This window comes from Pseudomonas sp. E102 (assembly GCF_052660185.1).
The window spans coordinates 2,190,381-2,212,707 of record NZ_CP084025.1; the positions used below are offsets into that span (position 1 = coordinate 2,190,381).

Sequence of the window (22,327 nt, forward strand, 5' to 3'; positions counted from 1 at the left end):
TTTTAATCATAGGGACTTGATACATGTCTTTTCGTACGCTTCGCACCCTCGCGACACTGACCGTTCTTGCCTGCCTGACCCTCACCGGTTGCGCCCACGTTCAACCGCCGGTACCGGTGGACCATCAATTCTGGGACGCCAAGGAGCCGACCATTGGCGTGGCGATCAACGTGGTGCCGGAGCCGGTGCTGGCGCTGACCGGCAATCAGGGGTTGCTGGACCTGGCCATCAATAAAGGCGTCAACAGCAAGCTCAGCGATAACGTTGAAAAATGGCAAGTACGCGACCTCAACACCTTGCCGGACGCCATCGTGGCCAAATTGCAGGCCAAGGGTTACAAGGCCAAGCGCATCAACGAGCCGGTGGACCTGACTAAATACAAGGAAGTCAGTTTCCGCGAAGGCTACACCACCCGTGACCTGACGCCGATCAAGGCCACCTACGGTGTCGATCGCCTGCTGCTGGTGAACGTGATGGGAACGGGCGCTACCCGCAGCTATTACAGCATCGTGCCGACCAGCGTCCCCATGGCGCAGGTGGGCGGGCAGGGCATGGTGGTTGATCTGGCCGACAACCGGCTCCTGTGGTTCAAGCCTTTCTCCGTTGTGCAGGCAGCCCAGGGCGAGTGGGACGAACCGAACTACACCAATCTGACCAACGCCTTTTACCAGGCGATGGACACGAGTCGCCAGCAAATGATCACACCGTTCGAGCAATGAAGCGCGGATTGATAGCGCTCGGCTCGGTGGCCTTGCTGATGGTGGCGGGTTGCGCGCAGAAGCCAGCCCCGCCGGCCGGGTTCAAAACGCCGGACGCGGTGTCCTATGTCCAGACCCACGGGGTGAAGGTTGACCTGCAACTGCCCCAGGCGTTTGTCGGTGCCACTACGGTGGTGGACGCCGAGGCCGCACAGAAGGCTGCTTCGTCGAGTCATAACCTGGTCGCCAGTTCTGGCAACGCTGCTGGGCTTGCCGGTTTGCTGGTTGCCAGCCTGATCAATACCCAGATGGGCAGCGGTAGCTTGCAACGCGATGCCGAACAAACCGCCGCGAAGGAGTCCAGGCCGTTGGCGGACCTGCTTGCCGGCGTGCCGTTGCAGGAGCGCCTGCAACAGCGTTTCCAGCAGGCTTCGCTGGCAGCGGGTCTCAAGCAGGGCGGGGGAGACATCAGTGCCCGCCTGGTGATCGAGCCCAAGCTGATGCTGACGCCTGATCGTGGCAGCTTCGTATTGATCAATCAGGTGCAGGTCCAGGACATCGCCGGTTCGGCGTTGTATCGCATGCGCATTGAAGTCTCCAGCCAGCCGATCCGGCGTTGCGGCAAGCGTTGTGTCGACGACGGCTCGCTGGACCTGGCGCAAGTGACGACGGCGCTCGACGAATGTATCGATGAGTCGATGCGTGTGCTGGCTGCCGACCTGATGTTGCCGGCGCCGCCGGAAGCGGCCCAGGAAACCCTGCGCTATGTGCTTGATGGGCAGCGTGTAGTCGAGCGCGGTTATCAGTTGGCCAACAATGGGAATTACTGGCGCTACCGCAACCTCTACGGCGCGGTGAAATCAGTGCCGGTGCCGTTCGAAGACGCGTTGACTCAGGAGCAGTTGCGCCAGGTATACGGCCGCTGACCGCTCACATGTTCGGCCAGATGTCAGCGTTGGTCCGTCCAAAACCGGCTGACGCCGCCGTTGGCACCCTGCACCGGATCCCGATCCGGAAACGGCAACCCTTCGATGTTTGCCAGTTGCGCCTCGCTCGGCGCTTCGCGGCAGATGTCGGCCTGCTGGCCGGGTGGATACGCGCCGACCACCAGGAAGTCCTCGCTGGAGTCCAGGTTGCAATGCCCGGTGCCGGCGGGGAGAAGCAGCGCATCACCGGCCTTGACGTCGATGACTTGGCCGTTGGGGCCTCCGATCATCAAGCGAGCCTTGCCGCTGGCAACACCGAGCACTTCGTGGCCTTCAGTGTGATAGTGGTGAAAGTCGTAGATCCCGTAACGCCATTGCGGTGGCCAGCCGTTGGCGCGGAAAGTCTGCTCCAGGCGGGCGGCCAGATCGTCGGTATGGGTCGCGACCGCATCACGGTAAATGATCACCGGCAGGCGTGGGTTGTTGGGTACCCAATCGTTGCGTTCCAGCAACAAGGGCTGGATTGAATCCGGGAGTGCGTTGAACGTGCTCATCGAAGAACCTTCACATCTGTGCCTTTATGGGCTAGACGATGCGTTCGAGGGGAGAGTTCAACGTCGCTGACCGGTGCCGCCCGTCAGCGCTTTTCCTTCATGATCCGCTCCACTTCACCCGAAGCCTTGAGCTGTTCGAAAGCGCGTTGTGCCTTGGCGACCGTCTCGTCGGGTGTGCTCAGGCTGAACGCCAGGTAAACCCGATGGGGCTGCTCATCCAGCGCGTAGACCTCCTCCAGCAGATTGAAGTCAATCCGGGCATCCTGGCTCATCAGGCGCGCGGTGTTCTCCGGCATCGGCACCAGCTGGACCTGACGGTTCAACAGTTTCTGGAAGTTATCGTGGTTATTCGCTGAAACGACCAGTCGGCTGAAGCCACGACCTTGCAGATAAACCTGCTTGGCGTCATTTCGTACCACGCCGATGCTGTACTGCTTGGCCTCTTCCAGGGTGCCAATGGCGATGGAGGCCGTGTCGCGCAGCTTGTAGAGCCGGCTGGTGGAACGATGGATTTCACCGACCCACTTGAACAGCTGTTCACGGGCCGGGGTGCGATCCAGCGGGAAGATCAGCACGTTGGGCTCGCGCAGCGCCATTTCATAGGCCCGCGCCCAGGGGTAGAGGGCCATGTGGAAATCGTCGAGGTCGGCCTGCTTCAAGGTATCGGAGGCGATATGGATACCGGGGCCGACCAATTTCTCGTCGCGCAGATAGGCATACAACGAGTCCTCGGTCACGACCTCGATGGTTTCGGCCTGGCTTTGAAGGCTGTTCAAGGCCAGGAATACCCATGAACAGAGCATCAATGAGTGGCGCATACAGACCTCGGTTTTGGCGATGATTAGAGGGACACGCGGTTGCGGCCCTGGTGCTTGGCCCGGTACAGCGCCTGGTCGGCGCGTTGCATCAATTGGTCGAAATGATCCATGGCCTCGGGGTCCAGCTCGGCGACGCCGATGCTCAGGGTGACGAATGGGGAGATCGATGAGCCGCTGTGGGGCAGTTGGCGTTCGGCCAGGGCGCCACGCAAGCGTTGGGCCGCCTCCCAGGCCTGCCCTGCGTCGATATTGGGCAGCAGGACGACAAATTCCTCGCCACCGACCCGTGCGGTCAGCTCGCCAGAGCGGCCGAAGACCTCGCGCAGGGTTTCAGCGATCTGTTGCAGGCATTGGTCGCCGTTCATATGGCCATAGGTATCGTTGTAGATCTTGAAGAAATCGACGTCGCACATCAGCACCGCAAGCGGCGTCTTGTGGCGCATGGCGCGGCGAAACTCGACTTCCTTCAGCTCGTCGAAATGGCGACGGTTGGCCAGGCCCGTCAAGGCGTCGTGACGGGACAAGGCTTCGAGGGCCTGGTTGGCGGCCTTGAGCTCAGCGGTGCGCGCCTCGACCAGCTCGACCAGTTGATCGCGGCTGGCGGCGATCGCCAGCTCGTCCGAACGCTGGCGCTCAAGGTGGGCGTGGAGATTGTCCTGGAGTTCATTGACCTGGGATTCGAGCAAGCTCAACTCGTCCTGGCGATCCACCGAACGCTGCAGCTTGAGGTGGTGCTTGAGTGTTTGTGGCTCGAGCTCGCCCAGGTGCCGGGCGATATGCACCACGTGGACCGTCACCAGGCGGTTGAACATGGTCATGACCAGGCCCGCCAGCAGCATGGATTGGATGATCTGGGTGATGACGATGCTGCGCGCTTCGCCCCACAGGCGCTGCCACAGCAGTTGGTTATCGCCTTCGATGATGAGCTCGCCGACTTTTTCGTGGGCGCCGAGATAAGGCTGCGCGATGAGCTCGCGGTGCAATACCGGTGCTACCCCTTCGTTACCGGTGGTGTAGCGATTGAGCTCGATGATTTCCGGCGACCGGCCGGGCCGCAGGACATTCAGCGCCACGCGTCCGACCGGCGCGGCCTTGGCGACGCTGGCAAGCTGTTTGTCCAGGGAGTCGCGGTCCATCTCCCAGATCGCATGAGCCAAGGTGTCGCGGAAAACCTGGTCGATCAGCCCCAGCTCGGCATTCATGTCCGTCAGGTTGCTTTCCCAGGCCAGCCAGGTGCGCCAGGTGACCATCGCCACTGTGAAAAACAGGCAGAACAGCAGGGTCGCCAGGACCAGGCGCCGGCCCAGGGAGCTGAGGGTCTTGGCCTGTGCCCGTTGAGAGGGTGGGGGTGTGAGATGGCTGTCCATCTCATAACCACTTGCGCGCGATGGCATCGTAGACGCCGTTGCGACGTATGGCTTGCAGGCCTGCGCGGAATTTTTCGACGGTCTGCGGCGGCGTGTTGCGGCTGAACGCCATACTCAGGCCGTCGGCACTGCTCAGTTCGGGCAGCGCCAGCGACTTGATCAATACTTTGTCCGGGTCTTCGCCGTTCTGACGGGTCAGGTACAGCGCGTTGAGCTCGTTGGAAATCCACAGCTCCACGTGGTCGACCTTGAGCTTGCGGTAATTGTGTTCATATTTGGTGCTGGACTGAAGTTCTTCGCCGATGCGGAAGCCCTTCGAGACGAGAAACTGCTCGCCCACATCCTGATTGACGGTAGCGATCTGGTGCCCATGGGCATCGGCCAGGGAGTCGAGTTTCACCGGCCGCTCGGCCAGTGAATAGATATACCACTGGGTCGGGGCGATGGCGCCGATCCACTGGAACAGCGATTCGCGCGCCGGGGTGCGCACGATGGAATAGATCAACACATTGCTTTCATTGAGCGCCAGTTCATAGGCCCGCGCCCAAGGCATGGGCTGGATCGACGCTTCGACGCCGATCTCCTTGAGCACAGCCTCGACCACTTCGGTGCTCATGCCGGTCACCCGGCCGTCCTGCGTCATGTTGTAGGGCGGCAACTCCTCGGTGACGATGCGCAGTGGCGGCTCAGCCGCGATGGCCAACGCCGATCCACCTGCAACCAGGAGCATCAGGGCGCCACACATCAGTAAGCGGTTAAGCAGCGAAGCCATTGATCATCACCCTATGCAGCCAGCAGAGCCTGGCGAGGCCTGAGGGCCTTCGTCATCCAGGTTATCGGCTGGGTGAGGGTGTTGCTTGAGCGCAGCTACCCATCTTCCGGGCGACCGCTCTATCACGCGGACGCCAGGACGCGCCGGTGAACCTTCCGTCAATACAACGCTCACTTGTTAGGTCGTCGCCCCGGGTGAACGCGCTGTTTTCTGCCGATAAGGAATTCGCATGGATCCAACCTCGACCTCCCACGTGCGCCCCGTAGAGCGCGAGTTCAGCCCACGCGCGGTAATCACCGGGATCGTGCTGGGTATTTTGCTGACGCCCTCCAATGTCTATGCGGGATTGAAGATCGGCTGGTCATTCAACATGTCGATCATCGCCTTGCTGGTGGGCTACGGCATCTGGCAGGGCCTGGCCAAGCGATCGTCCGGCCGGCTGCCCTGGACGCTCCACGAGAGCAACATCAACCAGACCGTGGCGTCGGCCGCGGCATCGATCATTTCCGGCGGGCTGGTGGCGCCGATCCCGGCGTACACCTTGCTGACCGGCCAGCAACTCGACGCGTTGCCGATGGTCGCGTGGGTATTTTCGGTGAGCTTCCTGGGTATCTGGATCGCCTGGTACCTGCGCCCCTCGTTGCTCAACGACAAGGCGCTGAGGTTTCCCGAGGGCATGGCGACCCTGGAGACCTTGTTGCATATCTACAATCACGGCCACGAAGCCGCGACGCGCCTCAAGGTGCTGCTCGGCGCAGCCGCGCTGTCCGGGTTCGCCAAGTGGGTCGATACCTTCGCCTGGGCCATCCCGCGCTGGTCGCCGAGCGCCCAACTGGAGCGGCTGACATTTACCGCGGATCCGTCGCTATTGCTGGTGGGATTTGGCGGCATCATCGGCATCCGTGTCGGCCTGACCCTGTTGCTCGGCGCGCTGTTGGCGTGGGGTGGGTTGGCGCCGTGGCTGTTGGAAAATGGCCTCGTGCACTTGCCGCCCGGCAGCAGCGGCCCGCAATTCGCCGTGCTAGTGGAATGGCTGCTGTGGCCGGGCGTGAGCCTGATGGTTTGCGCGACCCTGGCTTCCCTGGCGATCCGCTTGTGGTCGCTGCACCGCTCAACCAAGGCCAGTGGCGCGGCGTCCTGGGCGGTGCCCAAGGCCGGGCCCGCCGTTGGGTTTTTGCTGGCAATCGTCTTGGTGGTCAGCCTGCAAGCCATGTTGTTCGGCATCAATCCCTGGATGGCGCTGCTGACCATTCCCTTGGCCATTTGCCTGGCGGCGGTGGCAGCCCGGGTAGTCGGCGCCACCGGAATTCCGCCCATTGGCGCCATTGGGCAACTGTCCCAGCTGAGCTTCGGCATCGTTGCACCGGGGCAGGTGCCGATCAACTTGATGAGCGCCAACACCGCCGGCGGTTCGGCGGGGCAATGCACGGACCTGATGAATGATTTCAAGGTCGGCCGGGCGATCGGCGCGACGCCGCGCAAGCAACTGCTGGCCCAGACGCTGGGGATTTTCATCGGCAGCATCGTCGGCGTGCTCGCTTACCTGGCGTTGATCCCCGACCCGCAAACCATGCTGCTCACCGAAGAATGGCCGGCCCCGGCCGTCGCCACCTGGAAGGCCGTGGCGCAAACCCTGACCCATGGCCTGGACTCGTTGTCGGTGAGCATCCGCTGGGCGATCTTCATCGGCGGCGCCGTCGGTTTGCTGCTGGGCATCCTCGACAGCCTGCTGCCGGCCCATCGCGCCCGCTACCTGCCCAGCACGGCTGCCCTGGGCCTGGCGTTTGTCCTGCCGGCCTCGGTGTCGCTGATGATGGCCCTTGGCGCCGTGCTGACCTGGCTGGTGAGCTGCCGCTGGCCGAGCCTCACCGAACGCTTCGCCATCACGGCGGCGGCGGGGTTGATTGCCGGGGAGAGCATTACCGGGGTGGGGGCTTCGTTGTGGGAGATGCTCGGTAATCTGTGAGCCCCCGTGGCGAGGAAGCAAGCTCGCTCGCCACTGGAAGCGGTGGGTGGCGCCGAGTCAGTGTGAATGTCGCGGCTCACCACTGCGGGCGATCACCCTCAGGTGCAACGTGGCCGGCTCCAGGCAACCGCCCGTGGAAAGCTGCCCGACCAGTTGCCGGTACAGTTCCTGCCAAGGCGTTTGCGACGGCGGGAAGTTTGGCGTCCAGGCGCGGCGGCGCCGCTCCATCTCGGCGTCGTCCACCAGCAGGTTCACGGTGCGGGTGTTCAGGTCGACTTTCAGCCGGTCATTGGTCTGTAGCAGCGCCAGGCCGCCGCCAACGGCCGCTTCCGGGGACATGTTGAGGATCGACGGGCTCGCCGAGGTGCCGCTCTGGCGACCATCGCCCAGGCACGGCAGGGAGTCAATGCCGCGCTTGATCAGCGCGGCGGGCGGAGCCATGTTCACCACCTCGGCGCTGCCGGGATAGCCCACGGTGCCAGCGCCGCGGATGACCAGGATGCAGCGCTCGTCGATGTCCAGCGCCGGGTCGTCGATGCGTGCGTGGTAGTCCTCCGGCCCCTCAAATACGATGGCCCGCGCTTCGAAGCTGTTCTCGGCGCCGGGTTCGGACAGGTAAGTCTTGCGGAACGCTTCGCCCACCACCGACATCTTCATGATCGCGCTGTCGAAAAAGTTGCCGCTGAGCACGATGAAACCGGCGCGGTGCTTGAGTGGGGTGTCGAAGGGGTGGATGACGTCGGCGTCGCAGGTCAGGCTGCCGCTGACGATCTCGCCGATGGTCTTGCCGCTGACCGTGGCGCAGTTCTCATGCAAGCGGCCGGCCTTTTGCAATTCGTGCATGACGGCCGGCACGCCGCCCGCGCGGTGGAAGCCTTCGCCCAGGTATTTGCCAGCGGGCATGCAGTTGACCAACAGCGGCACGTCCTCGCCGATTTTTTGCCAGTCGTCCAGGCTCAACTCGACGCCCATGTGCCGGGCGATGGCGATCAGGTGCGGCGGGCAGTTGCTCGATGCGCCGAGTGCCGAGGCGACGGCGATGGCGTTTTCGAAGGCTTCACGCGTCATGATCTGGGAAGGGCGCACGTCCTGGCGCACCAGTTCACAGATGCGCTTGCCAGTGGCGTAGGCCATCTGCCCGCGCTCGCGGTACGGCGCCGGAATGCTTGCGCAACCGGGTAACGACATGCCCAGGGCTTCGGCCAGCGCGTTCATCGACAGGGCGGTGCCCATGGTGTTGCAGTGGCCCACGGAGGGCGAGGCCGCCGTGGTCATTTCCATGAAACCTTCGTAGTTGATCTCGCCAGCGGCCATCAGGTTGCGAGCGTGCCACAGCACTGTGCCGGAGCCGATCAGCTCGCCCTTGTGACGACCGTCGAGCATCGGCCCGCCGGACAGCACGATGGACGGCAGGTCGGTGGTGGCTGCCGCCATCAGGCAGGCGGGGGTGGTCTTGTCGCAACCCGTGGTGAGCACAACGCCGTCCAGGGGATAGCCGTGGAGGATTTCCACCAGGCCCAGATACGCCAGGTTTCGGTCCAGGGCCGCCGTTGGGCGACGCGACTGTTCGGCGATGGGGTGCACCGGGAATTCCATCGGAATGCCACCGGCGTCGCGGATCCCGGCCTTGACCCGTTGCGCCAGTTCCAAGTGATGGCGGTTGCAGGGCGTCAGGTCGCTGCCGGTCTGGGCGATGCCAATGATCGGCCGGCCCGATTGCAACTCTTCCCGGGTCATCCCGTAGTTCATGTAGCGTTCGACATACAGCGCGGTCATGTCCGCGTGGGCCGGGTCGTTGAACCATTGCTCGCTGCGCAGGCGGCGTTTTGGCGTGTCACTCATGATTCATTTCTCTCTTGTAATTGGGTGAATCGACGATCTGTCGGGCTCAGCGGTCGAGCAGCCCCCGCGCGGCGAGGTTACGCAACAGGGCGCCGACGCCGAAGGTCCACGGTGCCGCGTCGCAGCTATGGGTCACCTGATTATGCAGGCTGCCCAGTAGCGGGCTGCTGATACTGACGCGGTCGCCGAGTTTGTGGGTGAAACCGCTGCCGGCATGATCACGGTCCTCGGTGGGGGCGAACAGCGTACCGAGAAACAGCAGGAAGCCATCGGGGTATTGATGGTTGGCGTTGAGTGTCTGGCCTGCCAGGTCCTGCGGATCGCGGCTGATCTGGCTCATGGAGCTGCAACCGTGCAGCCGGTAACCGTCTTCGCCTTGAACGTGCAGATCGACTTCGCAGGCGCGCACATCGTCCAGGCTGAACTGCTCGTCGAACAGGCGAATGAACGGCCCGATGGCGCACGAGGCGTTGTTGTCCTTGGCCTTGCTCAACAACAGCGCACTGCGGCCTTCGATGTCCCGCAGGTTGACGTCGTTGCCCAGGGTCGCGCCGTGGATCCGGCCACGGCTGTCCACCGCCAGCACTACTTCCGGCTCCGGGTTGTTCCATTGTGAGGCGGGATGAATGCCGATCTGGCTGCCACTGCCCACGGCGGCCAGCACCGGCGCCTTCGTGAAAATTTCCGCGTCCGGGCCGATGCCCACTTCCAAATACTGCGACCACATACCTTGTTCGATGAGGTACGCCTTGAGGCGCATCGCTTGCTCGGAACCCGGCACGATCGAGCGCAGGTTGTCGCCGATCACGCCGTGGACCGTGGCGCGCACGGCTTCGGCGCGGGCCGCGTCGCCGCCGGCCTGTTCCTCGATGACCCGCTCGATCATGCTCGCCGCGAACGTCACGCCGGCCGCCTTGATCACTTGTAAGTCCAGCGGCGGCAACAGGAACGGCTTGGCCGGGTCGGCGTGGGGGCCGGTGTTGGCCAAGAGTGCTTCGAGGGTGGCGATGAAGGTGCCAGGCGTCTCTCTTACCGTCGCCAGGGGCGAGGGTGTTTCCAGTAGGTCGCTAAGGGTCGCGAATCGATCCGAGAGGTCGAACACCCCGTCGCTGCGCAGCACGATGGGCGAAGGCCCGGCGATCCGCCCCGGGACCCAGGCGCGACCAATCAACGTGCCGGCCACGCCATCGACCGGCAGGGTGTTCTCGGGAGTAAGCAATAGCGACATGGACAGGCTTCCTGGTTCGTAAAGCCTTCACGCTAGGGCCCGTTGTCGATGAACTCCAATGAGATATATTCAGTATCCGATAACGCCTGGTTATTGCGCCGCCGAGGAATGCCCATGTCCGATCTGTCCTTTTCCAGCTTTTGCGGCTGGCTCAAATTTCGTCATCTGCTGTTGATCGACACGCTGGGACGCACCTGCAACATGCATTTGGCGGCCGAGCAGATGAACCTCAGCCAGCCGGCCGTGAGCAAAATGCTAAAGGAAATCGAGAGCCTGCTCGGCTTCGCCCTGTTCGAGCGTCGACCGCGCAGCATGCCGCCCACCGCCTTGGGCGAGCACGTGCTGCGCTACGCGCAAATAGCCCTGAATGACGCCCGTTCGTTCGTCGAACAGATCAGCAGCCTGCGAGAAGGTGGCCACGGTTACTTGAAGGTCGGCGGTATTTTTGCCGCGACGGCGGTGGCGTTGCCCGAGGCAATCCTGCAGATCAAGCAGCGCTGGCCCTTGCTGTCCATCGAAGTGGTGGAGCAAACCAGTAATCATCTGATGAAGATGCTCGAAGAAAAGAAGCTCGACCTAGCCGTGGCGCGTTTCACCGATCAAAGCCAGCAGCAGCGCTACGACTTCCAGCCCCTTGCCCCCGAACCGTTCTGCATCGTGGTCAACGATCGCCATCCGCTGGCCAACGCTGGGCCGACATCCTTGCAGCAACTGGTGGACCTGCCGTGGATTCTCTATCCGGTCGGCACGCCGATTCGCGCCCGCATGGAACTGGCCTTTGCCGAAGCTGGTGTGGGGATGCCGCGCAACACCATCGACACGATTTCAATGCAGACCTTCCTCCAGGTCCTGCAACGTGGGCCCATGATCGGCATGTTGCCCAACGCGATGGTCGACCCGTTGCTCGAAAGCGGCCAGCTCAAGACCCTCGATACGCCGCTGCACCTGGTGCCCCAAGACTACGGCATCCTCACCCGCAAGGACGAGCCGCTGGTGGGCGCGGCCCTGGAGTTCGCCGAGATCCTCAAGGACAACGCCCGCTTGAGTGGTTGAACGTGCCGCCCCATCGCGAGCAAGCTCGCTACCACAGAGCCTGCTTGCGCTGAACCCGTGGCGAGGGAGCTTGCTCCCGCTGGGCTACGCAGTAGCCCCCTACGATTTCTGATAACACTGGGTTATCAACTAATCCAAAAATGCCATTGGGAAAGAATCGTTTCCCGACAGTAGAGTCCTCGTTCAATCGCCGGATGACTCGCTCATTCGACGTGACCCAATAAAAACAATCAGGGGTTACCTCATGCAAACCATCTCCGAGCATTCGCCCGCCCAGGCTTCCGCCGGCGGACTCGATTTCGAGGACCGGACCTACCGCAAGGTCATCTGGCGAATCCTGCCTGTCCTGCTGTTGTGCTACATGGCGGCCTATCTCGACCGGGTGAACGTCGGTTTCGCCAAGCTCGACATGCTCAACGAGCTGCAATTCAGCAACACGGTCTATGCCTTGGGCGCCAGTATGTTTTTCTGGGGCTATTTCCTGTTCGAAGTCCCCAGCAACCTGTTGCTGCATCGCTTTGGCGCGCGGTTCTGGATCGCCCGGATCATGCTCAGCTGGGCGGTGATCTCCATGGCGGTGGCCTACACTGTGCCGCTGGCGGCGTTCTTCCATATCGAATCGAGCACTATGTTCTATGTGCTGCGTTTCCTGCTGGGTATCTGTGAAGCGGGCTTTTTCCCGGGCGTGATCCTTTACCTCAATTACTGGTTTCCGACCCACCGGCAGAGCCGGGTGATGTCCGGGTTCCTGTTGGCCTTGCCGGTCAGCCTGACCCTCGGCGGGATTTTGTCCGGCTGGCTGATGAATAGCATGCAGGGCGTGCAGGGCCTGTCGGGCTGGCAATGGATGCTGATCATCGAGGGCATTCCTTCGATCATCATGGCTTTCGTGGTAATCGTCTGCCTGGCCGACAACATCGACAAGGCCAAGTGGCTGTCGGCAGCAGAAAAAGCCATGCTCAAGGCCAACCTGCAAACCGACAACCAGGGCAAGGCGTCGCGCTTGAGCGAGGTGTTTTTCAACCCTCGGGTGTGGTTGCTGGTGTTGATTTTGCTGACCTTCAACACCGGCTTCTATGGCCTGGCATTCTGGATGCCTTCGATCATCAAGAGCACCGGCATCACCAACAGCCTGCACATCGGTTTGCTCACCGCCATCCCTTATTCGGTGGCCGTCGTGGCGATGCTGCTCAACGCCCGGCACTCCAACCGCACCGGTGAGCGGCGCCTTCACGCGGCGATTCCAGCCTTCATCGGTGGCGCCGGGCTGATCCTCAGTGCGTTCTTCGCCGATAACCTGGTGCTGTCGGTGCTGTTCCTCAGCGTCTCCGCTTCGGGGATCCTCAGCCTGATGCCGATCTTCTGGACCCTGCCGGGCACCGTGTTGTCGGGCGTCGCTGCCGCTGCCGGGATCGGCATGATCAACGCCATCGGCAACCTGTCCGGCTTCACCGGATCGATGATCACCGCGGTGGCCGAGACGCTTACCGGCAATATCAACAATGGTACCTATGTCCTGGCCCTGTGCCTGTTGGTCAGTGGCGGGCTGATCCTGGCCATTCCGGCCTCGATGCTCGCCAGGGCACCAAAAAGCGCAGTCCCGGCAACGCAACTGGAGACCGCATGAGCCTGCAGAACAAACGGGTGCTGGTGTCGGCGGCCGGGCAGGGTATCGGCCTCGCCAGCGCGGTGGCCTTCGCCCAGGCCGGGGCCGAGGTGTTTGCCAGTGACATCGATACGCGCGCATTGGCGGGCATCGAAGGGGTGACGGCGGTCACCCTGGATGTCACCTCGGCCAGCGCCATCGAGGCTGTCCGCGACTGGATCGGCGGCCTGGACGTGCTCTTCAACTGCGCCGGTTACGTGCACAGCGGCAACATCCTGGACTGCGACGAAGCGGCCTGGGTGCGTTCGATGGACCTCAACGTCACGGCCATGTACCGGATGATCCGTGCGTTCCTGCCAGGCATGCTGGCGCGGGGTGGCGGGTCGATCATCAACATGTCGTCGGTGGCGTCCAGTGTCAAAGGCGTGCCCAATCGTTTCGCCTACGCTGCCAGCAAGGCAGCGGTGGTGGGGCTGACCAAATCTGTCGCCATCGACTTCGTCAGCCAGGGGATCCGCTGCAACGCGATCTGCCCCGGCACCGTGGATTCACCATCGCTGCGCCAGCGCATTGCCGACCAGGCCGCGCAGCAGGGTGTCGATGTGCAACAGGTCTACCGGCAGTTTCTTGACCGTCAGCCCATGGGGCGCATTGGCAACACTCAGGAAATCGCGCAACTGGCGCTGTACCTGGGCAGTGACGCGTCCGCCTACACCACGGGAGCGGTGCACGTGATCGATGGCGGCATGAGCCTTTGAGTTTTCACTTGAACAGGAGCACTTCATGAAACTGTTGCGATACGGCGAAAAAGGTTCGGAAAAGCCCGGGCTGCTGGATGACGACCATCAGGTCCGCGACCTGTCGGGCCATGTGCCGGACATCGCCGGCAACGTCCTGGAGCCGGAAGGCCTGGCCAGACTCGCGGCCATCGACCCGCACAGCTTGCCGGTGGTGACCGGCCAGCCTCGGATCGGCCCGTGCGTCGGGCAGGTCGGCAAGTTCATCTGCATCGGTTTGAACTACGCCGATCATGCCGCCGAATCTAACATGGAGGTGCCAAAAGAGCCGATCATCTTCAACAAATGGACCAGTGCCATTTGCGGGCCGAATGACGATATCCAGATCCCCCGCGGCTCGCTCAAGACCGACTGGGAAGTCGAGCTGGGCGTGGTCATCGGCAAAGGCGGGCGCTACATCGACGAAGCGAATGCCCTGGAGCACGTCGCCGGATATTGCGTCATCAACGACGTGTCGGAGCGCGAATGGCAGCTCGAACGTGGCGGCACCTGGGACAAAGGCAAAGGCTTCGACACCTTCGGCCCGCTCGGGCCGTGGCTGGTGACCAAGGATGAGATCCCAGACCCGCATACGCTGGACCTGTGGTTGGAAGTCGACGGGCATCGCTATCAGAACGGCAACACCCGGACGCTGATCTTCAGCGTGCCGCAACTGATCGCCTACCTCAGCCGGTGCATGAGCCTGCAACCGGGTGACGTCATTTCGACCGGCACGCCGCCGGGTGTCGGGCTGGGCATCAAGCCCAACCCGGTGTTCCTGCGGCCGGGCCAGACCATGCGCCTCGGGATTGCAGGATTGGGTGAGCAGCGTCAGGTGACCGTGCAGGCGGATTGATCCGGGAAGCGTTCAAGGGTAAGTAGTGCCGCCAATCCTATTCGGGTCTGCGACACCTGACGCGCTTGCGGGCGTGCCTGCCTGCTCGATGACCAGCTCCGCAAGAATCGCAACGGGGTCGGCCAGGCTCTGTCGCGACCGATGGATCAGGCCGATGTCCCGATGAAACGTGTGTGGCCCCAGGTCTAGGGCCCGCACGCCTTTGGGCCACGGCTGATGGGCTGACGTCTGCGGCACCAGGGCGACACCGACGCCTTTTTCCACCAGTTTGATGATCGCGTCCAGTTCATCCAGTTCGCACACTTCCCGCAGGGTGAAATGCATCTGCCGCAGGAAACGATCGACTTGCCTGCCGCCGAACGAGGACCGGTCATAACGGATGAAGGGTTGGCTGGACAGCAGCGCCGCCCAATCCTCGCCGGGCATTGCACGGGGAATGATCAGCCGATAAGGCTCCAATGCCAGGGTGGTCCAGCGCAGATCGCTTTGCAGCGAGAACGGCGGGCGGATCATCACGGCCATGTCGATTTCACCGGCGTCCACCAGATTGATCAATTCCACCGACAGGCCCGGCACGATGCGTGTGCGGCACTGCGGGCATTGCTGGTGAAACCTGGCGAGAGCGTCCGGCAGGTACGAGCGCTGGACCGAGGCGATCGCGCCGATGTTCACCAGCACGCTGGCGGGAAGCCCGGGGGTGGCGGAGCCGAGACTCTCGTAAAGGCGAAGCAGTTCCTGGGCTTGCAGGAGAACCTGGTGGCCCCGCTTGTTGAGGTGGGCCGTGCGCCCCTTGCGGTCGAATAGCTCGAAGCCCAGCTCGGCTTCCAGGCGCTGGATCTGCGCACTGACCGCCGCCTGGGTGAGGCCGATCTTGTGCCCGGCTGCGGCGAAGGTGCCTTCGCGCGCGACGGCAATGAGGGTCTTGAGTTCTTTGATCATTGATAAAGATTAATGGTCTTTCTAAGAAATTTATATTGATTTTATTGTTCGGTTCCCGCGCCTACGATGGGCAAACGCGCGGTTGCGTATCCCATGATTGAATCTTTGGAGTCCCGATGAGCGTCTCGCCTTTCCATTTAGCAATTCCGGCCTATGACCTTGCGGCAGCCCGTACTTTTTACAGCCAAGTGTTTGGGTTGGAGGAGGGCCGCTCCAGTGAACAGTGGGTCGATTTCAATTTCTACGGTCACCAGTTGGTGATCCACGAGCACCCCAAGACCGCGTCCCAGGAAAGCGTGCACAGCAACGCCGTGGATGGGCACGATGTGCCGGTGCCTCATTTTGGTGTGGTATTGGGGTGGGCTGAATGGGAAGCGCTGGCCGAGCGACTGAAATCCTTCGGCACTCAATTTGTGATCGAGCCCTACGTGCGTTTCAAGGGGCAGGTGGGCGAACAGGCGACGATGTTCCTGTTCGACCCTTGCGGCAATGCGCTGGAGTTCAAGGCGTTCAAGGACATGAGTCAGTTGTTCGCCAAATAACGGCATGCACATGACCCTGTGGGAGCGAGCCTGCTCGCGATAGGGTTCGGTGCCGTCCTTAGCCATGCACCGTCACGCGATTGCGCCCTGTCTTCTTCGATGTATACAACGCCTGGTCGGCCCGGGCGATCAGCTCGGCATGGTCGTTCGCCGGCGTGCTCAGGTCGGCCACGCCCAGGCTGATGGTGAACCGAATCTCCTGGCCGTTGTACTGCACCAACAATTGTTCGACAGCCTTGCGCAGGCGCTCTGCGAAAATCCGTGCGCCGGCCTGGTCGGTGTCCGACAGCACCACGCCGAACTCTTCGCCCCCGTAGCGCCCGGCCACGTCGGACTCGCGTACGTGCTCGTGCAATAGCGCGGCAACCTGTTCGATCACCTTGTCGCCGGCCTGGTGGCCGTAGGTGTCGTTGACCTGCTTGAAATGATCGATGTCCAGCATCACCAGGCTCAGGGCGTTGCCATAGCGCTGATGGCGGGCGTAGGCGGCTTTCAGGGTGCCTTCCCAATGACCGCGATTATAGAGGCCGGTCAGGCGATCGGTGCTGGAGAGCAACTGCAGTTGTGCATTGGCGGCCTGGATCTGATGGCGATTGGTCGCGACGTCGGTGACGTCATAGATCACCAGGCAGATGTGGTTGATTCGGTTGTCAGGCGAGCGCAGCGGCAGCAAGGTGGTGTTCTGGTACATGAACTCTTCCTGGCCGGTGATCGGTTGGTAGCTCTTGAAGCGCATCAGGTACGGGCGCTGCTCCCAGACCGTGAAGGCGGGGGTGCCCAGGGTCGCGACGCTTTCCACCTTGCGGCTGAACCATTGGCGGTCGATTTCCGGGAACAGGCTGAAGAAATTCCGGTTCTGGGCGTCCTTGGGTTGGACGCCGGAGCGGTTCTCCATGAAGGTGTTCCAGACCTGAACGCGGTACTCACGGTCGAGCACCACCACGCCGACGTCGATGCTCTGAACGATGGCCAGCAACCAGTGGAATTCGTTCAGATCGATGGAGTCGGTCATGGCTCAGCTCATCAGGTAGGCGAGTTTGTGGGTCAGCCGCTCGATGGAATCCTCCGTGAACAGCAGTAACAGGTCGAAGCGGATATCTTGGCCTTCAAGGCCGTAGCTGATCTCCACCGCGAGGGTTTTTTTCCAATGGACGCGGTTTGCCCGGATCAATTCCTCGATGGCCGCATGCTGGCCGAGGACCTGCGGATGACCTTGGGAGAACACCACATCGATCTGCTCGGCGATGCTGCTCAGGCACGCACCGATCAGGATGCTCGAAAGGTCCACCAGCATCTCCAGGTCTGAATAGTCGGCGCTTTCGCGCTGCATCAACTGGGCGATATCGGCGATTTCCGAATCATGGAAGATCAGCAGGGCTTCGCCGGCAATCCCGCTGCCGATAAACCCCTGGCAGATGGCCGTGAGTTGCTGGGAACCGCCGACGTCGTTCAAGGCCATGTGCAATTCGCCGACTTCGAGCACGTTGACGTTCGGCACCGGCAGTTGCACGAAAACCCCCAGCACCTTGGCAATCAGGGCGGCTGCCTGGCCGATGGCAACGTTGACCGTTTCGCGGAACGCGTCCTGGAAGCTGATGGCCGTGTTCGGTGTCGCTCGGTTCTGCGGCGGCGCCTGAGCGGGCTGGCTCAACAGCCCCACGCGATTGAGGGTCTGGCGCAGTTCGTTTTCATCGAACGGTTTTTTCAGGAAGGCCAACGCGCCCAGCTCAAGGACGCGGCGCACGGCCTCATCCTGGATGTCACCGGAAATCACGATGACCTGCGCCTGGAGGCCTTCGGCGCGCAACGCGCTCAGGACCTGGTATCCATCCATTTCCGGCATGGTCAGGTCGAGCAGCACCACATGGCCGAGGCCCTGACGTATGGCATCCATGGCCTGGCGGCCATTGACCGCCTCGGTGACTGAAACCGGCCAGTCTTGCGGCAGCGCACGCAACACTTGCTTGCGCGCCATGGTGGAGTCATCGCACACAACCAGAGGGATCAACGGCACTGGGGTGTCCAACGACGAATAGCGGGGGAGTTCCTTCGTGCCTCATTCATAGGCGGCAGTGGCCCTCTGATCAATGAACGGGATGCTGTCTTGGCTTCTTTTAAAAACTGGACCATTAAGTCAAGGGCGTCAAACGCCACTCGTCATCTGGCGCAACTGCGCCGGGCTCACCCCTAGGCGCTGCTTGAACGTTGTTGTCATGTGCGCCTGGGAGCTGAAACCGCAGGCGTGGGCGATTTGTGCCAACGTCGCCGATGAGTCGCGTATCAACGCCCGGGCTTTGGCGAGGCGGCGGTCGATCAGGTAAGCGTGGGGGCTTTTGCCCGTCGCGAACTTGAAGGCGCGCATGAAATAACCTTCGGACAATCCCAGCAACTGCGCCATTGCCGAGACGCCCAGCGGTTGATCGAGGCCGGCATCGATGAACTCGTCGAGCAGGCGCATCCGGCTGTCGGTCATGGAGCCCTGGAGCGTTGCGCAAGAATGTTCGCCCGGCGTCACGCGCTCGGCCAGCGCCACGGCCCAGGCTTGCCAATCATCTTCGACCGAAGCGTGCAGCAACGCCTTGCGCATGCGTTGCGCGAGGGCGCTGGCGCGTGGGTCGACGCGATTGTTGAACGCATGATCTCCAGGCAGCACGGCGCCGTCAGTGCGCACCAGACGCAGGTATTCGCCGCCAACGGGTGACTCCGAATACACGTCGCACTGGGCTGGGACGAACGCCAGGCCGTTGGGCTTGGCGTAGAACGGCTGCACCCGGTCGCTGCCAATGGCATGCAGGCCTCGCTGGCTGTCGAAGGCAAAGCCGATGACCGGCTGGGTTGCAATGTATCGAGCCGAATAGGCGCTACCGGGGAGCAGTTCGATGAGCCACGGGCCGGCCTCGACGCGACGGGTCGATTCAGTCGGGCGCGGTGGCTGTGGGCGGTTTCGATGGCTCATCTACCCATAGTAGTGAAGCGAGGGGACAAAAGTCAGGTCAGTTTTTTGAAAGCCCGGCTTCGGCGTCCCTGGCTAGACTGGCCGAAACCCAAGGAGACCCATCATGTACGCACTGACTCTCGACGATATCGAACAAGCGGCTCGCCAGGTCTACCAGGTCATGCCCGCCACGGCCCAGTACGCCTGGCCCTTGCTGGCGCAACGCCTCGGTTGCACGGTGTGGGTCAAGCACGAAAATCATACCCCCACGGGCGCGTTCAAGGTCCGCGGCGGCATCACATTCATGGATTGGCTCAAGCGTGAGCATCCGCGAACGAAAGGCATTGTCACCGCGACCCGTGGCAACCATGGCCAGAGCCAGGCGCTGGCGGCCAGCGCGGCGGGGCTGCGGGCATTGATCGTGGTGCCGGAGGGAAACTCGGTCGAGAAGAACGACGCCATGCGCGGCTTCGGTGGCGAAGTGATCGAATACGGTCGCGATTTCGATGAGGCCCGTGAAGAAGCGGCACGCCTGGCGCAGACCCAGGGACTCTATCTCGTACCGCCGTTTCATACCGAGCTGGTCAGAGGCGTCGCTACCTACGCGCTCGAGCTGTTCAAGGCCGTGCCTGACCTGGACACCGTCTACGTGCCCATTGGCTGCGGCTCCGGGATCTGCGCGGTCATCGCTGCCCGTGATGCCCTGGGCTTGCAAACCCAGGTCGTGGGCGTGGTGTCCACCGAGGCGACGGCGGCGAAACTGTCATTTGAAGCGGGTGAAATCCGCGAAACCGCCTCGGCCGATACCTTTGCCGACGGCCTCGCCGTGCGCAAGCCGATTGCGCAGGCCTTCGCCATCTACGGCGCTGGCGCGGCGCGCATCGTAGCAGTCAGCGACCAGGAAATTGCCGAGGCCATGCGCGTCTATTACACCGACACCCACAACCTGGCCGAAGGTGCCGGCGCGGCGGCGTTGGCGGCGCTTATCCAGGAGCGCGGGAAGATGGAAGGGAAGAAGGTCGGGGTGATTTTGTCCGGCGGTAATATCGATCGATCGGTGTATGCCCGCGTAACCGGGTAGTCAAGAGACGACAGGGCGATGGGATTGTGACTAAATCCAGGTTTGGTCATAAGTTGTCAACGGTCGTCGGGATGCGTAAGCTGCCCCGATGAACCAGCCATCCATTGCACCACCCAGCGCCCGTGGACCCGCCGATCACGACATTCGTGACCAGATCATCGCGGCCGCCCATGAACATTTCAGCCAGTACGGCTTTGGCAAGACCACGGTTTCCGACCTGGCCAAGGCTATTGGCTTCTCCAAGGCGTACATCTACAAGTTCTTCGATTCCAAGCAGGCGATCGGCGAAGCCATCTGCGCCAACTGCCTGTCGACGATCGTCGAGGCGGTGGAAGAGGCGATCAATGTAGACGGGCTGACGGCAACGGAGCGCTTGCGCAGGCTGGTCAAAACGTTAGTGGTCACGGGCGTGAACTTGTTTTTCAACGACCGCAAGCTCTACGATATCGCGGCTTTCTCGGCTTCGGAGCGCTGGCCCAGTTCCCAGGCGTATAACGAACGGATCAAGAGCTTCGTGCTGGAGATCATCCGCCAAGGGCGTGAGCTCGGCGAGTTTGAACGACGCACGCCTCTGGACGAAACGGTGGAGGCCATCCACCTGGCCTTGCGGCCGTTCGTCAACCCCTTGCTGCTGCAATACAACCTCGACTTCGTCGAGGAAGCCCCCACGCTCACGACCAATCTCATCCTGCGTAGCCTGATGCCCTGAGCTTTGGCTGATGGCCACTCTTGCCGCTATTTAGTGACCATTTCTAAAAATGTTCACCTTGTCGCCACAGCTCCTTCCTCGGGAGCTTGCCAACCACCGCCAAGCGAACGGAATGCCGCGACCGCTGCCCGTGCTGATTCCGTTCGAGCCTGGGCTCGGGCATCGGATGCCTGCAGCAACGTCTCGTCGGCGTTGAACACGTCGATCAGGCTGGCGGTGCCTTTCTGGTAGGCGACGAAGGTCGATTGACGGGCCTGGTTCAAAGACGTTTCGCCTTGGGTGAGGGTGGTCGCCTGGGTTTCGCGATTGACCAGCGCGCTAAAGGCGTTTTCAACGTCTTCAGTGGCGCGCAGCACGGACTGGCGATACGCAGCCAACGCTTCGGCTTCCTCGCCCTTGGCCTCGTCGATCCGGGCGTTGATGCGGCCAAAATCGAAGAGCCTCCAGCGCAGCCCCAGCACGCCCGCCGATTGGCTGGCGCCGCCACTGAACAAGTTACCGCCGGACACCGCCGTGGCGCTGCCGAGCAAGGCGCTGAGGGAGAACTTTGGATAGTACTCGGCGACGGCCTCGCCGATGCGCGCATTGGAGGCCGCAAGGTGACGCTCGGCGACGATCAGGTCTGGCCGGCGACGCAGCAGGTCCGCCGGCGTTCCGGTTGTGGTTATTTGTGGGGCGAGGGGAATGTCGCGGCGCTCGGCCAATAGCGGCCGATGGGTGCCGGGCGGAGTGCCGAGCATGACATCCAAGGCGTTCATCGCGGCATCCAGGCCGGTCTGCAGGACCGGTAACGTTGCCTGGACTTGTGCCAGTTGCCCCTCGGTCTGGCGAACCTGATAGCTGGCGGCGAGGCCTTTGTTGTACAGCAATTGGACTTTTTCCAGCAGGTCTTGCTGCGTCCTGACCTGTCGGTTTGCAATGTCCAGCCGGGCCTGCAGTCCACGAACGGTGATGTAGGTGTCGGCGACCTGCGCGGTGACCGCCAAGCGCGTGGCGACCGCACCGGCCTCGGACGCCTGGTAGTCCGCCAGCGCTGCTTCGCGTCCACGCCGCAGGCCGCCGAAGGCATCTATCTCCCAACTGGCGCCGAGGTTGAGTTCGTAGGAACTTCCGTATCGATCATAGCCAGGCGTTGAATCGAGCACCTGGCCGAGCGGGGTCTCCACCGACTGGTAGGCGCGCGCGGCCTGGCCACTGATATTTCCCGAGGGCAGCAAAGCGGCGTTCGCTGCGCCCAGTCCGGCCCGTGCCTGCATCACGCGCGCCGATGCCTGCGCCAAGTCCAGGTTTTGTTCAAGGGCCTTGGTGACAAACACCGTGAGGTTTGGATCACCAAACGCTTCCCACCAGACAATCGAGTCGGCCCGAACGCTCGAGGACCGCTGTTCGACCAGAGGCTGGCCTATGTAACGACTCGAAAGTGGGACTGCGGGACGATGGTAGTCCGGGCCGACCGCGCAACCTGTCAACAAGCCGGTGCTCAGAAAAAAAGCCAGGGGGCGCAAGGGTGGCATGGAAAATTCCTCGAGTCGATGCGGATTGTGACCATATCATAAGATGGTCACACGCTGTCAATTGGCTTCCAGGCAGGGCTAACGGACAATTGTTAAGCGCAACACGGCTTGAAGGCTGACGGTCATAGTGCATGGGTCGTGACGA

At 62.3% G+C, this 22,327-nt stretch carries 21 protein-coding genes; 10 read left to right on the top strand and 11 right to left on the bottom strand.

Annotation, left to right across the window (positions count from 1 at the left end):
• Positions 1–23 precede the first annotated feature (23 nt).
• Positions 24–719 carry a hypothetical protein gene (locus tag DOCECA_RS09915; RefSeq protein WP_445571886.1) on the top strand — a complete coding sequence of 232 codons (696 nt, stop codon included), beginning with the start codon at positions 24–26 and terminating at the stop codon, positions 717–719.
• Positions 716–1,624: a hypothetical protein gene (locus DOCECA_RS09920; protein WP_445571887.1), complete on the top strand. Its 909-nt coding sequence runs from the start codon at positions 716–718 to the stop codon at positions 1,622–1,624. The genes DOCECA_RS09915 and DOCECA_RS09920 overlap by 4 nt, the downstream gene beginning before the upstream one ends.
• 23 nt (positions 1,625–1,647) lie before the next feature.
• On the opposite strand, the gene DOCECA_RS09925 is transcribed toward DOCECA_RS09920, so the two are convergent.
• The 4 genes from DOCECA_RS09925 to DOCECA_RS09940 form a co-directional block, all read right to left on the bottom strand.
• Complete coding sequence (locus tag DOCECA_RS09925; RefSeq protein WP_445571888.1) at positions 1,648–2,178, bottom strand: cupin domain-containing protein; 531 nt, start codon at positions 2,176–2,178, stop codon at positions 1,648–1,650.
• Between the two features lie 83 nt (positions 2,179–2,261).
• Entirely contained in the window at positions 2,262–2,996 is a 735-nt protein-coding gene (locus DOCECA_RS09930; RefSeq protein ID WP_445571889.1) for a substrate-binding periplasmic protein, read from the bottom strand.
• A gap of 23 nt (positions 2,997–3,019) precedes the next feature.
• Entirely contained in the window at positions 3,020–4,363 is a 1,344-nt protein-coding gene (locus tag DOCECA_RS09935) for a GGDEF domain-containing protein (protein ID WP_434606090.1), read from the bottom strand.
• Position 4,364: 1 nt separating this feature from the next.
• Entirely contained in the window at positions 4,365–5,135 is a 771-nt protein-coding gene (locus DOCECA_RS09940) for a substrate-binding periplasmic protein (protein WP_434606088.1), read from the bottom strand.
• Between the two features lie 229 nt (positions 5,136–5,364).
• Between DOCECA_RS09940 and DOCECA_RS09945 the strand changes: the two genes are divergently transcribed.
• On the top strand, positions 5,365–7,101 hold the full coding sequence (locus DOCECA_RS09945; RefSeq protein ID WP_445571890.1) for an OPT family oligopeptide transporter: 1,737 nt from the start codon (positions 5,365–5,367) through the stop codon (positions 7,099–7,101).
• A gap of 57 nt (positions 7,102–7,158) precedes the next feature.
• Here DOCECA_RS09945 and DOCECA_RS09950 read toward each other — a convergent pair whose 3' ends face one another.
• Both DOCECA_RS09950 and DOCECA_RS09955 read right to left on the bottom strand, forming a co-directional pair.
• The gene (locus tag DOCECA_RS09950; RefSeq protein ID WP_434559209.1) at positions 7,159–8,943 is read right to left on the bottom strand and encodes an IlvD/Edd family dehydratase; all 1,785 of its coding nucleotides are present in this window, start codon (positions 8,941–8,943) and stop codon (positions 7,159–7,161) included.
• Between the two features lie 46 nt (positions 8,944–8,989).
• The gene (locus tag DOCECA_RS09955; protein WP_434647780.1) at positions 8,990–10,171 is read right to left on the bottom strand and encodes a fumarylacetoacetate hydrolase family protein; all 1,182 of its coding nucleotides are present in this window, start codon (positions 10,169–10,171) and stop codon (positions 8,990–8,992) included.
• Positions 10,172–10,285: 114 nt separating this feature from the next.
• Here DOCECA_RS09955 and DOCECA_RS09960 point away from each other — a divergent pair, with 114 nt between their 5' ends.
• The 4 genes from DOCECA_RS09960 (at position 10,286) to DOCECA_RS09975 (ending at position 14,462) form a co-directional block, all read left to right on the top strand.
• Positions 10,286–11,224: a LysR family transcriptional regulator gene (locus DOCECA_RS09960; protein ID WP_434559205.1), complete on the top strand. Its 939-nt coding sequence runs from the start codon at positions 10,286–10,288 to the stop codon at positions 11,222–11,224.
• Positions 11,225–11,468: 244 nt separating this feature from the next.
• On the top strand, positions 11,469–12,851 hold the full coding sequence (locus tag DOCECA_RS09965) for an MFS transporter (protein ID WP_445571891.1): 1,383 nt from the start codon (positions 11,469–11,471) through the stop codon (positions 12,849–12,851).
• A complete protein-coding gene (locus DOCECA_RS09970; RefSeq protein ID WP_434559201.1) occupies positions 12,848–13,588 on the top strand; it encodes an SDR family oxidoreductase in 741 nt (246 codons plus the stop codon). Before DOCECA_RS09965 ends, DOCECA_RS09970 begins: the two co-directional genes overlap by 4 nt.
• Before the next feature lie 25 nt (positions 13,589–13,613).
• Entirely contained in the window at positions 13,614–14,462 is an 849-nt protein-coding gene (locus DOCECA_RS09975; protein ID WP_434606079.1) for an ureidoglycolate lyase, read from the top strand.
• 12 nt (positions 14,463–14,474) lie between these two features.
• Here the strand turns inward: DOCECA_RS09975 and DOCECA_RS09980 are convergent, their stop codons facing one another.
• Positions 14,475–15,401 carry a LysR substrate-binding domain-containing protein gene (locus DOCECA_RS09980; protein ID WP_434647772.1) on the bottom strand — a complete coding sequence of 309 codons (927 nt, stop codon included), beginning with the start codon at positions 15,399–15,401 and terminating at the stop codon, positions 14,475–14,477.
• A gap of 116 nt (positions 15,402–15,517) precedes the next feature.
• Between DOCECA_RS09980 and DOCECA_RS09985 the strand changes: the two genes are divergently transcribed.
• The gene (locus DOCECA_RS09985; RefSeq protein ID WP_445571892.1) at positions 15,518–15,943 is read left to right on the top strand and encodes a VOC family protein; all 426 of its coding nucleotides are present in this window, start codon (positions 15,518–15,520) and stop codon (positions 15,941–15,943) included.
• Positions 15,944–16,001: 58 nt separating this feature from the next.
• Here the strand turns inward: DOCECA_RS09985 and DOCECA_RS09990 are convergent, their stop codons facing one another.
• The 3 genes from DOCECA_RS09990 to DOCECA_RS10000 all read right to left on the bottom strand — a co-directional run bounded on the left by DOCECA_RS09990 (position 16,002) and on the right by DOCECA_RS10000 (position 18,899).
• Positions 16,002–16,955 carry a diguanylate cyclase gene (locus tag DOCECA_RS09990; protein WP_434606072.1) on the bottom strand — a complete coding sequence of 318 codons (954 nt, stop codon included), beginning with the start codon at positions 16,953–16,955 and terminating at the stop codon, positions 16,002–16,004.
• A 3-nt stretch (positions 16,956–16,958) separates the two neighbouring features.
• On the bottom strand, positions 16,959–17,918 hold the full coding sequence (locus tag DOCECA_RS09995; RefSeq protein WP_445572159.1) for a response regulator: 960 nt from the start codon (positions 17,916–17,918) through the stop codon (positions 16,959–16,961).
• 168 nt (positions 17,919–18,086) lie between these two features.
• Complete coding sequence (locus DOCECA_RS10000; protein ID WP_445571893.1) at positions 18,087–18,899, bottom strand: helix-turn-helix transcriptional regulator; 813 nt, start codon at positions 18,897–18,899, stop codon at positions 18,087–18,089.
• Between the two features lie 103 nt (positions 18,900–19,002).
• Here DOCECA_RS10000 and DOCECA_RS10005 point away from each other — a divergent pair, with 103 nt between their 5' ends.
• Together DOCECA_RS10005 and DOCECA_RS10010 are read left to right on the top strand one after the other, a co-directional pair.
• A complete protein-coding gene (locus tag DOCECA_RS10005; protein WP_445571894.1) occupies positions 19,003–19,959 on the top strand; it encodes a threonine dehydratase in 957 nt (318 codons plus the stop codon).
• An 88-nt stretch (positions 19,960–20,047) separates the two neighbouring features.
• A complete protein-coding gene (locus tag DOCECA_RS10010) occupies positions 20,048–20,668 on the top strand; it encodes a TetR/AcrR family transcriptional regulator (RefSeq protein ID WP_420763708.1) in 621 nt (206 codons plus the stop codon).
• A gap of 53 nt (positions 20,669–20,721) precedes the next feature.
• Here the strand turns inward: DOCECA_RS10010 and DOCECA_RS10015 are convergent, their stop codons facing one another.
• Entirely contained in the window at positions 20,722–22,182 is a 1,461-nt protein-coding gene (locus DOCECA_RS10015; protein ID WP_445571895.1) for an efflux transporter outer membrane subunit, read from the bottom strand.
• Between the last annotated feature and the right edge of the window lie 145 nt (positions 22,183–22,327).

Bases quoted from the DNA above. Each gene is read 5' to 3' on its own strand.
- DOCECA_RS09915 (WP_445571886.1), top strand. From the start codon at position 24: ATGTCTTTTCGTACGCTTCGCACCCTCGCGACACTGACCGTTCTTGCC.
- DOCECA_RS09920 (WP_445571887.1), top strand. From the start codon at position 716: ATGAAGCGCGGATTGATAGCGCTCGGCTCGGTGGCCTTGCTGATGGTG.
- DOCECA_RS09925 (WP_445571888.1), bottom strand. From the start codon at position 2,178: ATGAGCACGTTCAACGCACTCCCGGATTCAATCCAGCCCTTGTTGCTG.
- DOCECA_RS09930 (WP_445571889.1), bottom strand. From the start codon at position 2,996: ATGCGCCACTCATTGATGCTCTGTTCATGGGTATTCCTGGCCTTGAAC.
- DOCECA_RS09935 (WP_434606090.1), bottom strand. From the start codon at position 4,363: ATGGACAGCCATCTCACACCCCCACCCTCTCAACGGGCACAGGCCAAG.
- DOCECA_RS09940 (WP_434606088.1), bottom strand. From the start codon at position 5,135: ATGGCTTCGCTGCTTAACCGCTTACTGATGTGTGGCGCCCTGATGCTC.
- DOCECA_RS09945 (WP_445571890.1), top strand. From the start codon at position 5,365: ATGGATCCAACCTCGACCTCCCACGTGCGCCCCGTAGAGCGCGAGTTC.
- DOCECA_RS09950 (WP_434559209.1), bottom strand. From the start codon at position 8,943: ATGAGTGACACGCCAAAACGCCGCCTGCGCAGCGAGCAATGGTTCAAC.
- DOCECA_RS09955 (WP_434647780.1), bottom strand. From the start codon at position 10,171: ATGTCGCTATTGCTTACTCCCGAGAACACCCTGCCGGTCGATGGCGTG.
- DOCECA_RS09960 (WP_434559205.1), top strand. From the start codon at position 10,286: ATGTCCGATCTGTCCTTTTCCAGCTTTTGCGGCTGGCTCAAATTTCGT.
- DOCECA_RS09965 (WP_445571891.1), top strand. From the start codon at position 11,469: ATGCAAACCATCTCCGAGCATTCGCCCGCCCAGGCTTCCGCCGGCGGA.
- DOCECA_RS09970 (WP_434559201.1), top strand. From the start codon at position 12,848: ATGAGCCTGCAGAACAAACGGGTGCTGGTGTCGGCGGCCGGGCAGGGT.
- DOCECA_RS09975 (WP_434606079.1), top strand. From the start codon at position 13,614: ATGAAACTGTTGCGATACGGCGAAAAAGGTTCGGAAAAGCCCGGGCTG.
- DOCECA_RS09980 (WP_434647772.1), bottom strand. From the start codon at position 15,401: ATGATCAAAGAACTCAAGACCCTCATTGCCGTCGCGCGCGAAGGCACC.
- DOCECA_RS09985 (WP_445571892.1), top strand. From the start codon at position 15,518: ATGAGCGTCTCGCCTTTCCATTTAGCAATTCCGGCCTATGACCTTGCG.
- DOCECA_RS09990 (WP_434606072.1), bottom strand. From the start codon at position 16,955: ATGACCGACTCCATCGATCTGAACGAATTCCACTGGTTGCTGGCCATC.
- DOCECA_RS09995 (WP_445572159.1), bottom strand. From the start codon at position 17,918: ATGGCGCGCAAGCAAGTGTTGCGTGCGCTGCCGCAAGACTGGCCGGTT.
- DOCECA_RS10000 (WP_445571893.1), bottom strand. From the start codon at position 18,899: ATGAGCCATCGAAACCGCCCACAGCCACCGCGCCCGACTGAATCGACC.
- DOCECA_RS10005 (WP_445571894.1), top strand. From the start codon at position 19,003: ATGTACGCACTGACTCTCGACGATATCGAACAAGCGGCTCGCCAGGTC.
- DOCECA_RS10010 (WP_420763708.1), top strand. From the start codon at position 20,048: ATGAACCAGCCATCCATTGCACCACCCAGCGCCCGTGGACCCGCCGAT.
- DOCECA_RS10015 (WP_445571895.1), bottom strand. From the start codon at position 22,182: ATGCCACCCTTGCGCCCCCTGGCTTTTTTTCTGAGCACCGGCTTGTTG.